The organism is Salegentibacter profundi, from assembly GCF_054121475.1.
The window spans coordinates 49,414-63,666 of the sequence record NZ_JBSYGG010000008.1 but is presented as its reverse complement, the minus strand read 5'-3'; the positions used below and the strand labels follow the sequence as shown (position 1 = coordinate 63,666).

At 41.6% G+C, this 14,253-nt stretch carries 13 protein-coding genes and 1 tRNA gene; 2 read left to right on the top strand and 12 right to left on the bottom strand.

Annotated features, from left to right (window positions below; translation table 11 throughout):
- From lepB to ACW6NC_RS11190, 12 genes are all read right to left on the bottom strand, one after another.
- Complete coding sequence (gene lepB / locus ACW6NC_RS11245; RefSeq protein ID WP_457866102.1) at nucleotides 1-1,572, bottom strand: signal peptidase I; 1,572 nt, start codon at nucleotides 1,570-1,572, stop codon at nucleotides 1-3.
- 48 nt (nucleotides 1,573-1,620) lie between these two features.
- On the bottom strand, nucleotides 1,621-2,337 hold the full coding sequence (gene dapB, locus ACW6NC_RS11240; RefSeq protein ID WP_457866100.1) for a 4-hydroxy-tetrahydrodipicolinate reductase: 717 nt from the start codon (nucleotides 2,335-2,337) through the stop codon (nucleotides 1,621-1,623).
- Between the two features lie 2 nt (nucleotides 2,338-2,339).
- Nucleotides 2,340-2,921, bottom strand: a complete 582-nt coding sequence (locus tag ACW6NC_RS11235; RefSeq protein WP_457866098.1) for a DUF5683 domain-containing protein — start codon at nucleotides 2,919-2,921, stop codon at nucleotides 2,340-2,342.
- Nucleotides 2,911-3,816 (bottom strand): ParB/RepB/Spo0J family partition protein, encoded by a 906-nt coding sequence (locus ACW6NC_RS11230; RefSeq protein WP_457866096.1) that lies wholly within the window; start codon nucleotides 3,814-3,816, stop codon nucleotides 2,911-2,913. The genes ACW6NC_RS11235 and ACW6NC_RS11230 overlap by 11 nt, the downstream gene beginning before the upstream one ends.
- Nucleotides 3,817-3,819: 3 nt before the next feature.
- Nucleotides 3,820-4,584: a ParA family protein gene (locus tag ACW6NC_RS11225; RefSeq protein ID WP_457866094.1), complete on the bottom strand. Its 765-nt coding sequence runs from the start codon at nucleotides 4,582-4,584 to the stop codon at nucleotides 3,820-3,822.
- 217 nt (nucleotides 4,585-4,801) lie between these two features.
- Nucleotides 4,802-5,683 (bottom strand): SDR family oxidoreductase, encoded by an 882-nt coding sequence (locus ACW6NC_RS11220; protein ID WP_457866227.1) that lies wholly within the window; start codon nucleotides 5,681-5,683, stop codon nucleotides 4,802-4,804.
- 48 nt (nucleotides 5,684-5,731) lie between these two features.
- Complete coding sequence (gene scpA, locus ACW6NC_RS11215) at nucleotides 5,732-7,855, bottom strand: methylmalonyl-CoA mutase (protein ID WP_457866092.1); 2,124 nt, start codon at nucleotides 7,853-7,855, stop codon at nucleotides 5,732-5,734.
- A gap of 12 nt (nucleotides 7,856-7,867) precedes the next feature.
- On the bottom strand, nucleotides 7,868-9,265 hold the full coding sequence (locus ACW6NC_RS11210; RefSeq protein ID WP_457866091.1) for a methylmalonyl-CoA mutase subunit beta: 1,398 nt from the start codon (nucleotides 9,263-9,265) through the stop codon (nucleotides 7,868-7,870).
- A 26-nt stretch (nucleotides 9,266-9,291) separates the two neighbouring features.
- A complete protein-coding gene (locus ACW6NC_RS11205) occupies nucleotides 9,292-9,606 on the bottom strand; it encodes an FtsB family cell division protein (protein WP_457866089.1) in 315 nt (104 codons plus the stop codon).
- A 19-nt stretch (nucleotides 9,607-9,625) separates the two neighbouring features.
- The gene (gene udk, locus ACW6NC_RS11200) at nucleotides 9,626-10,234 is read right to left on the bottom strand and encodes a uridine kinase (protein WP_457866088.1); all 609 of its coding nucleotides are present in this window, start codon (nucleotides 10,232-10,234) and stop codon (nucleotides 9,626-9,628) included.
- Nucleotides 10,235-10,302: 68 nt separating this feature from the next.
- A complete protein-coding gene (locus ACW6NC_RS11195; protein ID WP_457866086.1) occupies nucleotides 10,303-10,764 on the bottom strand; it encodes a c-type cytochrome in 462 nt (153 codons plus the stop codon).
- Between the two features lie 4 nt (nucleotides 10,765-10,768).
- Nucleotides 10,769-11,965, bottom strand: coding sequence for a PQQ-dependent sugar dehydrogenase (locus ACW6NC_RS11190; RefSeq protein ID WP_457866085.1), 1,197 nt, complete (start codon nucleotides 11,963-11,965; stop codon nucleotides 10,769-10,771).
- 208 nt (nucleotides 11,966-12,173) lie between these two features.
- Between ACW6NC_RS11190 and ACW6NC_RS11185 the strand changes: the two genes are divergently transcribed.
- A tRNA-Pro gene (locus ACW6NC_RS11185) sits at nucleotides 12,174-12,248 on the top strand.
- Between the two features lie 215 nt (nucleotides 12,249-12,463).
- Nucleotides 12,464-13,681, top strand: coding sequence for a site-specific integrase (locus ACW6NC_RS11180; RefSeq protein ID WP_083645113.1), 1,218 nt, complete (start codon nucleotides 12,464-12,466; stop codon nucleotides 13,679-13,681).
- Nucleotides 13,682-14,253: the final 572 nt, after the last annotated feature.

The following is a 14,253-nucleotide window of genomic DNA, read 5'->3' as shown; positions in this document are numbered from 1 at the left end:
TTAAGAATTTTCTCTTCGTTTTTTAAAGTAATTAAAAGCGAAAATAATAACCAGCAGAATCAGGAAATAGGGGAGATAAGAAACCGGTGTTCCTTCTCCCTTGACCGTAGTGAAAACCCGATCCCAACGTATTTTATTCATGATTCCGTTCGCATTGGCATCCCAGCTCATCCAGATAAATACCGGTTTGCCCACTACATGGTTTTCCGGAACATAGCCCCAGGTACGACTATCTTCACTATTATGGCGATTGTCTCCCATCATCCAGTAATAATCCTGTTTGAAGGTATATGAATCGACGGGTTGCCCATTGATTAAAACCTGTGTGCCGTTAAGGCTTACCTCCTTGGGCTGTCCCATTTCTAAACCTTCGTAAGTCTGAATGATCCGCCGGTAAAAAGGTACGGTCTTCGCGGTTAATTCCACCTTATCACCTTTTTTGGGAATATAGATCGGCCCAAAATTATCATTGTTCCACCCCATATTCCCGGTATTGGGAAAAATTCGTTTTGAACCTGTTGTTGTGGTATCGATATAGCGTTGAATAAAGGCTACATTCGGGTGATTTTGAAGGCGCTTAAAAGTATGCTCTGTAAGTGCCCTAAAGTAAAATTCATTATTATTAGGATTGTAGTAAAAACCGTCGGTAATATCATATTCTTCATATAAGAACCTGCGATCAAAACCCTGGCCCTTGGTTTTTCCGGAATAAGAAAACTGCGTCCGGGCTCGCCCTGGTAGTTCCAGGACCTTATTATTTACATAAAGCGTCCCGTTTTCAATGTGCAGAGAATCCCCGGGAAGGCCAACGGCCCGCTTAACATAGTTTGATTTTTTATCGATAGGTTTATCATAGCGTTCACCGGAACGGTCAAAGAATTGCTTTACCGTGTCCACCGGCCAGTTAAAGACCACAATATCATTTCGCTCTATCTCTTCAAAGCCGGGTAACCTGGTGTAGGGAATCTGAGGTTTATTGAGATAGGATTTTGTTCCCAGGATCGGAATTGTATCGTGAACCATTGGAAATGCTATGGCGGTTTGGGGAATGCGCGCCCCATAGTGGAATTTACTTACAAAAAGAAAATCACCAACCAACAAGGTTTTTTCAAGGGAAGAAGTAGGGATGGTAAAGGGTTGCATAATATACGCATGCACTATAGTTGCCGCAATAACCGCAAACAGGATAGAACTGACCCATTCTCCCGTTGCTGTTCTGGGTTTAAGACTGCGGTCTTCAATATAATTTACATCCGTTGCATAATTGATATAGTAAATATAAAATCCTAGGCTAAGGATCACCAGGAATGTTTCCGTTCTGCTATGACGTCCAAAACTTCTTATGGTTTCCACCCAGATCACCGGAAACATGATCAGGTTAACAATAGGAATAAAAAGCAGAATAACCCACCACCAGGGCCGATTGATAATTTTCATTAAAATCACTGCATTGTATACAGGGATTGCAGCTTCCCAGGGTTTTCTTCCTGCTTTCTTATATAATTTCCAGGTTCCTAAAAAATGAATAACCTGGATAAGCAGGAAAAATAAAAACCATTGCGTAAATGTCATAATGAAATGTTTTGCTTTATTAGAGCCTGCCAGGCTCAACTTGTTACATTATTTTAAAATTTCAGCCAGCACGTCCTGCATTCTATAAATGCCTTCTTTACCTTTTAACCATTCTGCAGCAATGACCGCTCCTTGTGCAAAACCCTGCCTGGAATGGGCGGTGTGTTTTATTTCAATGGAATCAATTTCAGAATCGTAAGAAACAGTATGGGTCCCGGGAACTTCGGCTTCTCGCTTGGCGTAGATCGGAATTTCATCATTCTCAGCGTGGTCCAGTTGCCATGCGATCTTATTAGGATTATTGGTTATGATTTGCTGAGCCAGGCTAATGGCTGTTCCACTTGGGGAATCAAGTTTTTGTACATGGTGTATTTCTTCTACAGAAATCGCATATTCCTTTAAGTTTTTCATCATCTGAGCCAATTTCTCATTGAGTTCGAAAAACAAATTAACCCCTATGCTGAAATTTGAGGCATATAAAAAGGCCGAATTGTGTTTTTCACAGACTTCAATAGCCTTATCGTAATGGTCTAACCAGCCCGTAGTTCCACATACAACCGGGATTCCCAGTTCGAAACAGGTGGTGATATTTTTAAAAGCCGCCTGGGGAATGCTAAAATCTATGGCTACATCGGCATCCAGGTGAGTGAGATCGTAACTATCTATATCTTCATCTACTTTTAATGTGATCTTATGGCCTCGTTCCAAGGCAATTTCTTCAATGGTTTTGCCCATTTTTCCATATCCTAAAAGTGCTATCTTCATAATCAAAAATTATAATTTAAGGAAAGTCCGTATCGGGTTTTCCCGGAAAATTCATCAAAATTCATATCAGGCCGAAGGCTGAGATCTTCGCTAACATTAAATTGTTGCAAGTGCGCATCAACGTTAGCATCAATGATATTCAGGGCGTAAATCCCTGCAATGACCAGAATCGAAATCTCTTTATTTCGACGGTAAAAACGTTGAGCTCTAATGAGCCCGTCATCGCTTATCCGGCCCTGAAATTCATCCACTCTCCCTGCAAGCCTGTCCTTATAAGCATCGCGGTATCGATTAAATTCGTTATTGTTGTTGATGTAAAAATAGACCCCGATTCCCAGGCCGGCGTAGGCAATAGGGATTTTCCAGTATCGGCCATTGTAGGCTTGACCCAGTCCAGGTAAAATGGCGGAATAAAACGCAGCGCGGGACGGAGCAAGCGCATCATAAGGTTTGTAGTCCTGTTCTTTTTCTTCTTCCTCGACTATTACATCAGTGGGGGTATCCACGGTCAGGCTATCCTGGGAAAATCCTGGATTGGAAAAAAAAATCAGCATCACTGCTGTAAAAAGAAGTCTACCCTTCACCCTGGATCAGTTTTTTAATTCTATTAAAATCCTCTTCCGATTTGAAGGGAATACTCAATTTACCGCTTCCCTTTTTGGTTAATTTCACATCAACTTTGGTTCCGAGATATTCCGAAAATTCCTTAATGCCTTTTTTGTAGGTCTTGGGAACGCTGGTCGTAGTTTTTGTGGTTTTTTTTCCAGTTTTACCGGAGTTAATTTCTCGTACCAGTTGTTCGGTCTCTCTTACCGATAGTGATTTTTGAAGAATCTTTTCATAAATATTCAATTGCTGCTGGGGATCCTCCACATTGATAAGGGCACGCCCATGTCCCATGCTTAGGAATCCGTCCCGCATTCCAGTTTGAATAATGGGGTCGAGTTTAAGCAGGCGGAGGTAATTGGCAATTGTAGAGCGGTTTTTCCCCACTCGCTCACTAAGTTGTTCCTGGGTGAGATTGATCTCATCGATAAGTCGCTGATAGGACAGGGATATCTCGATAGGATCCAGGTCCTGGCGCTGGATATTTTCGACCAATGCCATTTCCAGGGATTCCTGATCGTTTGCTATTCTGATATAAGCCGGAATGGTCTTTAACCCAACTATTTTGGAAGCTCTAAATCGGCGTTCCCCGGAAACAAGTTGATACTTATTGAAATCCAGTTTTCTAACCGTGATGGGCTGGATGACGCCTAATTCGTTGATTGAGGAGGCGAGCTCCTTTAGGGCATCTTCATTAAAACTGGTTCGCGGTTGAAATGGATTGACTTCTATGGCCTCCAGCTCAAGTTCCACGATGTGTCCCACCAACTTATCAGCATTCTTATCTTCTGCAGATTGTATATCATTTTGCGGATCCTTCAGTAAAGCTGAGAGTCCTCTTCCTAAAGCTTGTTTCTTGGTAGCCTTCGCCATCTTCTATGAGTTTTTCTTTATAATTTCATGTGCCAGGCTTAAATAATTGCTGGCTCCTTTACTTCCCGCATCGTAGTTTATGATACTTTCTCCATAACTGGGGGCTTCACTTAAACGGACATTCCGTTGAATGATTGTATCGAAAACCATTTCCCCAAAATGCTTCTGAACCTCTTCTACCACCTGGTTGGATAATCTCAGCCTCGAATCATACATGGTCAGTAACAGGCCTTCAATATCCAGTTTTTTATTGTGAATTTTTTGAACGCTTTTAATTGTGTTCAGCAGCTTGCCTAGGCCTTCCAGCGCAAAATATTCACATTGGATCGGGATGACTACCGAATCTGCAGCGGTTAACGCGTTAAGGGTAAGTAATCCAAGTGACGGGGCACAATCGATCAGGATATAATCATATTTTTCCTTTAAAGGAGTGATTGCTTTTTTTAGCATAGACTCCCTGTTTTCCTGGTCCACCAGTTCAATTTCTATCGCTACCAGGTCTATATGAGCAGGAATAATATCCAGGTTTGGAGAATTGGTTTCCATGATTGCCTTTTCAGGAGAAATGGAATGTTCCAGCAACTGGTAGGTGCCTAATTCAACTTCTTCTACATCAATACCGAGACCCGAGGTCGCATTGGCCTGGGGATCAGCGTCAATCAGTAAAACTTTCTTTTCAAGTACTCCAAGTGAGGCCGCCAGGTTCACCGAAGTTGTGGTTTTTCCCACGCCGCCTTTTTGATTGGCAATAGCAATGATTTTACCCATTAATTACGTTCAATTTTTAAAAGGTAAAAATACAATTTATTATAGGTTTATGAAATCATTTTGTTAACAGCTTGTACATCTGATAAAGACTAGTGGTTCAAGACTATTTACCGCTTTGCTTGGTGCAAAATCAACAAAAATGTTAAGGGTTGTATAAATAAAAAACCGAAGGTTTTTCCTCCGGTTTTTAAGAAGTGTAAAAACTTTGATATAAAGATTAGCTTCCTTTCTTGGCTTTGATCATCGCTTCGAGCTGATCCCAGAGTTCCTCGGGAATGGCTTCCAGGAGGTTGAATTGTCCTGCACCTTTTAACCATTCGCCCCCATCTATGGTTATGACCTCGCCATTGACATAAGCGGAGAAATCTGAGACCAGATAGGCGGCAAGGTTAGCCAGTTCCTGGTGTTCCCCAAGCCTTTTTAAGGGAACCTTCTTTGAAAGGTCGAACTTCTCTTTGAGATCCCCCGGTAGTAATCGGTCCCAAGCTCCCTTGGTAGGGAAGGGGCCTGGCGCAATGGCATTAGATCTTATTCCGTATTTCGCCCATTCAACGGCAAGGGAACGCGTCATCGCTAAAACACCTGCTTTTGCCGTGGCACTGGGAACTACATAGGCTGAACCTGTCCAGGCATAAGTGGTCACGATATTGAGAATGGTTTTATCTTTTTGCCCTTTGTCTATCCAGTATTTCCCGAAGGCCAGGGTGCAATTTTTACTTCCCTTTAATACGATATCGATAATGGTATCGAAGGCATTGGCGCTAAGGCGCTCGGTAGGTGAAATAAAATTTCCGGCGGCATTATTTAATAAAATATCCACGGGGCCAAATTCTTTTATTACGGTATCACGCATGGCCTCCACCTCTTCATAATGTCTTACATCGCATTGCACCGCCATACACTTACCTCCGGTTTCTTCTTCAAGTTCCCTGGCGGTATTCTGAAGTTTTTCCAGGTTTCGGGAAGTGATGGCCACTTTTGCCCCCAGTTCCATAAAATACCTGGTCATGGCTTTTCCCAGGCCACTGCCACCTCCTGTAACGACGATGATTTTGCCTTTCAGGGCATCATCTCGAAGCATTTTTTGTGTATAATTCATCATTTAAGTTTTTCTTTTCTAAGATCGGAATTTCTAATGGGTTATACCCTATGGTTCGATGAGGATCTCCAGCAATTTTATGGCCGCCTCACTTATTTTGGTTCCTGGGCCAAAAACCGCCACGGCCCCGGCGTCAAATAGGAATTTATAGTCCTGGGAAGGGATTACACCACCCACGATCACCATTATATCATCACGTCCGAGATTCTTGAGTTCTTCGATTACCTGGGGTACAAGGGTTTTATGTCCTGCTGCCTGAGAAGAAATTCCCAGGATGTGAACATCGTTTTCTACAGCCTGTTTCGCCGCTTCCTGGGGAGTTTGGAAAAGCGGACCTATATCGACATCGAAACCGAGGTCGGCATAGCCAGTGGCTACAACTTTTGCACCGCGGTCATGGCCATCCTGGCCCATTTTTGCGATCATAATACGGGGACGCCGACCATCCTGCTCGGCGAATTGATCAGCCATTTTCCTGGCCTTTTTAAAGGAAGCATCGTCTTTCATTTCTTTGGAATATACCCCACTAAAGGATTGAATTTTTGCTTTGTAACGACCGTAGACCGCTTCCAGGGCATCACTTATTTCTCCCAGGCTAGCTCTTTTCCTGGCCGCCTCTACGGCTAAGGCTAATAAATTTTCGTTTTCTTCTTTTGCTGCTTTGGTAAGTGCCGCAAGGGATGCCTTAACTTCCTGGTCATCGCGTTCAGCCCTGATTTTTTTTAGCCTTTCAATTTGTTGTTTTCTTACCGTTTGGTTATCCACCTCCAGGGTGACCAGCTCATCTTCTTTTTCCTGCCGGTATTTATTAACCCCCACAATGATGTCCGTTCCACTGTCTATCCGGGCCTGTTTTCTGGCAGCAGCTTCCTCGATTCTCATTTTAGGAATCCCTGCTTCAATAGCTTTGGTCATCCCGCCGAGTTCCTCGACTTCCTCAATGAGTTTCCAGGCTTTTTCAGCGATCTCCTGGGTAAGTTTTTCCACATAGTAGCTGCCCGCCCATGGATCCACGGTCTTGGTTATCCCGGTCTCCTCCTGGAGGTGTAACTGGGTGTTTCTTGCTATTCTGGCAGAAAAATCTGTAGGCAGCGCAATGGCTTCGTCCAGGGCATTGGTATGTAAGCTTTGGGTGCCTCCAAAGGCAGCAGCCGCTGCTTCAATACAGGTACGTGCGACATTATTAAAGGGGTCCTGTTCAGTTAAGCTCCAACCACTGGTTTGACTATGGGTTCTAAGGGAGAGGGATTTGGGATTCTCAGGCTTGAATTGCTTGACCAATTTTGCCCAGAGCATCCTTCCTGCCCGCATTTTTGCGATTTCCATAAAATGGTTCATCCCAACGGCCCAGAAAAACGAAAGTCGCGGGGCAAAGCTGTCTATTTTCATGCCGGCCTTTAATCCCTCCCTGATGTATTCAAGACCGTCAGCCAGGGTATAAGCCAGTTCGATATCATTGGTTGCCCCGGCTTCCTGCATATGGTATCCGGAGATGCTAATGCTGTTAAATCGGGGCATATGCCTGGAGGTGTATTCAAAGATATCAGAAATGATCTTCATCGAAGGAGCAGGGGGGTAGATATAGGTGTTGCGCACCATGAACTCCTTTAAAATATCATTTTGTATGGTCCCGGAAAGCTTAACGGCCTTTACACCCTGTTCTTCGGCAGCAACGATATAAAAAGCCATTATCGGTAAAACGGCGCCATTCATGGTCATGGAAACCGACATCTTATCCAGTGGGATTTGATCAAAGAGAATCTTCATATCCTCTACCGAATCTATAGCAACTCCAGCTTTTCCCACATCGCCGATCACCCTTTCATGGTCACTGTCATACCCGCGGTGGGTGGGAAGATCAAAGGCTACCGATAGGCCTTTTTGCCCGGCGGCCAGGTTTCTGCGGTAAAAGGCATTACTCTCCTGGGCCGTGGAAAAACCGGCATATTGCCTAATGGTCCAGGGCCGGGAGACATACATCGTACTATAAGGACCCCGAAGGTATGGTGGAATCCCGGCTGCAAAATGGAGGTGCTGAGCCTTTTCAAGATCTTTTTCAGAATAGGTAGATTGCAAAGGAATGCCTTCCGGAGTTTGATAAGGCTTGCTTTCTTTTTTCTTCTTCTTGTCGGGCCTTGTTAGCTTAATATGTTGAAGCGCTTTTCTTGACATTTCCGTTGGATTTTAATTCTCTGCTGATTCCTTCGCTAATCTTTCCTGCTCCGATTTTTCACTCAATCGGCGTTCTAAAATAGGTTCAAGGAGGGTTTTGCGTTTGTTTTTCTTCAAAAAAGGGAATAATTCCAGTTCATCTTTCATTTTATCCTGGATATTTTCAAACTTATTCGTCCCGATTAGAACCAATTCTCCTTTATCAAATTGCTGCTGCTCTTTTCCAGCACTTTCTTTGATCTTCTTTTGGATAACCCCTGTTTTTAATTGCTTTAGAAAACCGCCTCCTTTCTCGATCTCCTTAAAGATTTCCAGGGCTTTTTCTGCGAATTGCCGGGTTAGGGTTTCAATATAATATGTGCCTTCAGCAGCATTGCTCACTTTATCCAGGTAGGCTTCATGTTTAAGGATTAATAATTGATTTCTGGCCATACGCGCTCCGAAATCATTGTTTTTGTGATAAATGGCATCATAAGGGGAATTGGATACAGAATCGGCTCCACCGAGTACGGCGCTCATACATTCCGTAGTAGTCCGCAAAAGATTCACATTGTAATCGTATAAGGTCTTATTTCGTTTTGTAGGTTGCGCCAGGATGTGACAATCCCCAGGGAGATCATACTCCCTGGCTAAAGTGGAATATAACCAGCGCAGGGCTCTGATTTTTGCAATTTCAAAGAAATAATCCCCTCCGCTAGCTACTAAGAATTGCGGAAGGAATTTGCTCTTAATACTAGAGGATAGAGCGGTCTCGCCCATATGGTTCAGATATTCATTGACATGAGCCAAGGCGTAAGCCAGTTGTTGCGGAATATTGGCTCCGGCATTTTGGTATAGGTCGGTATTGATGCTAACCACAGAAGAAATACCTTCGGATTTAGAATGAATTCGATCGAAAACCCTGTGATCTTCCTTTAGATTAAAGAACCAATTTCCTGTGCGGGCCAGCTTGCCAATTATATCTGTTTGCAGGTAGACCTGGGATGCTTTATCCTTTAGAAACCCTCGCAAACGATTGAAAAACTCCTCAGATAAAAATTCGGTTTTTATATAAAGAAGCACAGATTCCAGATCGATTTGGTCCAATAAAGTTTCTACGGAAATCTCCTGAGATGGTAATTCAAACCAGATACTTTCAGCGCCTTTTTCTAATGCGGCTTTAGCTTTTTTGTTGGCTTCCAGAGCAGAAGAAACATAAATTTTTTCACAGATATTCCATTGGGCAGGGGATTCAAGGTGCACCGCTTCCCCTATGTCCTCAGCGGTATAAAAGGGCTTTATCGCTATTCCATCCCGGGATTTAAAAATGAGTTTTTCGTTATAATCTGCACCTTTTAAGTCAAATTGAATCTTTTGTTTCCATTGCTTTGCAGAAACCGCTTCAAATTCCTGAAATAATGCTTTTTCCATTGTAAAGATTTTTGGTTGCGGATACCTTAGTCTATCGTGTCGTATTCGATGATATAGATATCTTCATCGGCACGTTTCATAAAGTATTTTTGGCGTGCGAATTTCTCGAGTTCCAGAGAATCCTGAAGCTGCTTGATCACGGCTTTATCTTTGGCGATCTCGTTGCGGTAATAATTTTTATTATCCTCCAGCTCTTCAAGCTCCTGATTGAGCTCATTATGGATAAACCAGGAATTACTATCCAAAAAGATCATCCATCCCGCAAAGATAAGGCTCAAAAGCACATACTTATTGCTCAGAAATTTAAACCAGGTTTTTTTTCGCAGCTCTTTAAGTTTCATACCGGATAAAGATACAAAATTAGCTCAAGCGGTCCTTGATAATAGTCTGGACAATATCAACAGCAACGGTATTATATCGGTTGGTCGGAATGATAATATCGGCAAATTCTTTGGTGGGTTCAATAAATTGCTGGTGCATAGGCTTAAGGGTAGTCTGGTATCGCCATAACACCTCTTCCAGGTCCCTGCCACGCTCATTGATGTCCCTTTTCAGCCTTCGTATAAGGCGTTCATCACTGTCGGCATGCACATAGATCTTAATGTCGAACATTTTCCTGATCTCAGGATTGGTTAAAATCAGGATCCCTTCCACGATAACAACTTTTCGCGGTTCTGTCTTTACCGTTTCACTGGTGCGATTATGTTCCTTAAAAGAATATACAGGCTGATGGATGGTTTTGCCTGCTTTTAGTTCCTGAAGATGCTGTACGAGTAACTCAAAATCTATGGATTGGGGATGGTCAAAATTGGTCTTCACTCTTTTTTCCATACTCAAGTGGCTAAGATCCTGGTAGTAATGATCCTGGGAAATTACATCAACTTCCTCATTTTTTAATTCCTCTATGATCTGGTTTACCACGGTAGTTTTCCCACTTCCGGTGCCGCCGGCGATTCCAATGATTAACATTTAAAATAGTTTGGGACAAATTTAATTATTTGCCCCAAACCCTGAAATTCTATAATAGTGTATTTAAGTTAATTCTTCTCTATATGTTGAACTTCTTCCTCGGTGACCATCGGGCCAAGTTTATTTTCCCAGGAATTCATTACATAATTCATCACATCTGCGATTTCCTGATTACTTAAGCCCATGGGAGTCATCATATTATCATAGGTTTTCCCATTGACGATGATTTCCCCGGATAAGCCGTATTTTACTGCAGCAATGCTTTCATGGCGTTTTTCGCTAAGCCAGTTTGAGCCATTGAGGGGCGGATAAGTACCAGGAACCCCTTGACCGCCAGGAAGATGACAGGTTACACACAAATCGGCATAGACGGCTTGTCCGCGTTTGATACTTTTCTCCAAAGCTGTTTTTTCCTGGTGCTGCTCTTGAGGTACTTTTTCAAGCTTATCTTTTTCCTGATCCTCATTTTTATCGGATTTGCAGGAATTAACCAATAGGAGCAGTGCCCAGCTAAAAAGCAATTGTTTCATTTAATTAATTGGAAGCGTCTTCTTTGGGTAAAATCTTTACAATTCCAGTACCTTCAACGGCAGCATAGAGAAAACCGTCTGGGCCCTCACGCACATCACGTAGTCTTCCTACTCCATTTAAAAGCCTTGTTCTTTCACCTACTTCCGTTCCATCGAGCTCAAGATGTTCGAGGTACTGAAACTTTAAAGAGCCTACTAAAAGATCTCCTTTTAATTCTGGATATTTATCGGAGGTTACATAGACAAATCCGCTAGGCGCTATTGAAGGAAGCCAGTAAAAGATAGGGGCCTCAAAATCTGGTCCACCGGTTTGCTCAGTAATGATGGAATCGTCATAATTAATTCCATAGGTTACCGTTGGCCAACCATAATTCAAACCTTTTTTTACAATGTTGATCTCATCCCCGCCCTGTGGGCCATGCTCGTGAAGCCATACTTCCCCGGTTTCAGGATGATAGATCATTCCCTGTGCATTTCGGTGACCATAGGAGAAGATCGCTTCTTTTGCATTCTCCTCTCCTACAAAGGGGTTATCCTCGGGTATACTGCCATCAAGGTTTAAACGATATACTTTTCCACCATCACGAGTGATATCCTGGGGGTTTTCATCGCGATTTCCACGATCACCTATAGTGAAATATAAATGTCCGGCCTCATCAAAAACGATTCTGGAACCAAAATGTTGACCTTTTGTGGTGTTGGGTTCCGCCTTATACAGGTCTTCTATATCTGTAAGTTGATTATTATTGAGTTTTGCCCTTACCAATTTGGTATTTCCGCCTTCGCCTTCTCCTTCTTCTGAAGCAAAAGTAAGGTAAATCCAGCCTTTTGTTTTGTAATCCGGGTGAAGGGCCACCTCCAGCAATCCACCCTGCCCGTGGTCATAAACAGCAGGAACTCCTGAGATAGATTGCTTATTGCCATCCTTATAATGGTAAAGCGCTCCGCTCTTTTCAGTAATAAGCATACTTTGATCCGGTAAGAAGGTAAAGCTCCAAGGAATATCCAGTCCGGAGACAACTACTTCGTGCTGGTAATCTGTTTCAAGGGTATCGGCTGCAGGTTGTTCCTCCAGGCCTTCCCTGGTTGTGATTTCTTGTTCCTCAGGTTCAGTGGTACTAGCCTTTTCCGAAGATTTCTGATTCTCACCACAAGCCGAAAGGGCAAGAATCATACTTAGAGATAATAATACTCGTTTCATATCAATAGTTTTGGTGATTAGACAATTTGCGGTCTACCTGCAAATTGAATTAACTAAGATATAAAAAATCTAAAGTTCTTGTTGCAATCCCAATGGAATTATTATATTTGCAGCCGCTTAAAGATAGAAGTTCATTTAAAAGATTTTATTTCTGATTTTATCAAGGATTGTTGCTTTAAAATTTAGCGATAATCTTATCAGAAAAATTCGGGGTGTAGCGTAGCCCGGTTATCGCGCCTGCTTTGGGAGCAGGAGGCCGCAGGTTCGAATCCTGCCACCCCGACGAACCACCTAATAAGTGGATACAAAACACTGTTAATCTATTGATTTTCAGTGTTTTTTGTTTTTAATGATATCAGATAATATCATTTAAATACATAAGTCTGGTGAATCATTCGGTGAATCAATTATTACAGATAAATCCGTAACTTCCTAAGGCACTTTAGTTGATTTGACTTTCGTCTTTGCGAACTGATTGTTTCATTAAAGACGCTTGAAATGCCTAATTACACTACCTTTTCCGTATTATTCTTTGTCCGAAAACATCATGATGAGACTAAGAAATTATTTATCTACGCCCGGATTACTGTTGATGGAAAACGTTCCGAAATCAGTTTAAAAAGATCTATTCCGGTGAATCAATGGGACGCCTCAAAAGGACGCGCGAGAGGAACTTCTCCAAAATCCCGCATTTTAAACCAGTATCTGGACCAGGTTTACAATAAATTATTAGACTGTCATAAACAGTTGTCTTCTGAGAATAAAGTAATCTCCGCTCAGAGTATCAAAGCTCGTTTCTATGGGAAGGATGATCAGCAGAAAACCTTATTGGAGCTTATGGATTATCATAATTCTCACATGAAAAATGTGTTGAAGCCCGGAACTCTTAAAAACTATTATACAACTGAAACCTATTTAAAAGAGTTTTTAAATAAGCAAATGAGCTGCAATGATATTAACCTCAGACAGATTAATTACCGGTTTGTAACCGACTTTGAACAGTTCTTACGCAAGTATTCTGCAAGGGTCTCCAGAAAGACTTGTGGCAATAATGGTACTATGAAGCATTTGGAACGTTTAAAAAAAATGCTCAATCTGGCCATTAAACTGGAATGGCTGATGAAAAATCCTTTTGACAAATTTAAATTCCGCTTTGAAAAGAATGAACGGCAGTATCTAACTAAGCGTGAGCTTCAAATATTAGAGACTACCGAGTTTACCAGAAGTAGTTTGCAAAAAGTTAAAGATATTTTTGTTTTCTCATGCTATACGGGTCTTTCCTACGTAGATATTAAAGAGCTAACCATTCATCGGCTCGTAAAGGGAATTGACGGCAGTAATTGGATCTATACCAAACGAGAGAAAACAGATGAAGCTGTGAAGGTACCATTACTCCCTCAGGCAGAACTTTTATTAAATAAATACAGGAATCAAATTACTTCCGATGATTATTTGTTTCCAGTATGTTCTAATCAAAAGATCAATAAATATTTAAAGGAGATTATGCTGCAATTGAAAATAAAAAAGACCATAACCTTTCATTCTGCCAGGCATACTTTTGCCACCACGGTAACTTTATCTAATGGAGTGCCTATTGAAACTGTTTCCAAGCTATTAGGACATTCCAAATTATCCACTACCCAGATCTATGCCAGGGTGATTGATTCTAAAATATCCAATGATATGGAATGTTTAAAAAAAAAATTAATGAATTGATGTTTGCCTTAGGTGAAGGTATATGAATAATCCAAATCCTATAAAAGCCATTAATATTCCAATTATAAGGATTAAATAAGGAACCACTTTTTTTGTTCTAGACATAGGATTGTTTGAAGTGGCAATTAAGTTCTTTCTTATTGGAACGATTGCCGTTTTTCCAATTAGTCTTAGCAATTTAAGATTAGCTTAATATATTTAAAGTGAACTAATTGCAAGATGTGTGCCTGTGGACACAATCTTGATTGCTCCCGATGGTCGCAATGAAAAAGAGATATTTAAGTGTTAAACCAGTATCTGAACTAATCTATGAAATGGGTGCAAAATACTTTTCTCTCTTAAAAATAAAGTGGAGTATTAGTAATAATATATTATGGGAAAAATTGAAATTAAAAGAATCGGCAGGGATATTTCGCTAAAAGCAAAAAGTGGCACGTAATAGGGACTAGCCACATACGAGTAATGCAGGAAAATATAAATAGGTTAGTAAAAAAGAATGCACCATCAGCCGGTATTGATGAACAATAAATTAAAAGCACTGAACAATAATAGATTGTCAGTGCTTTTAATCT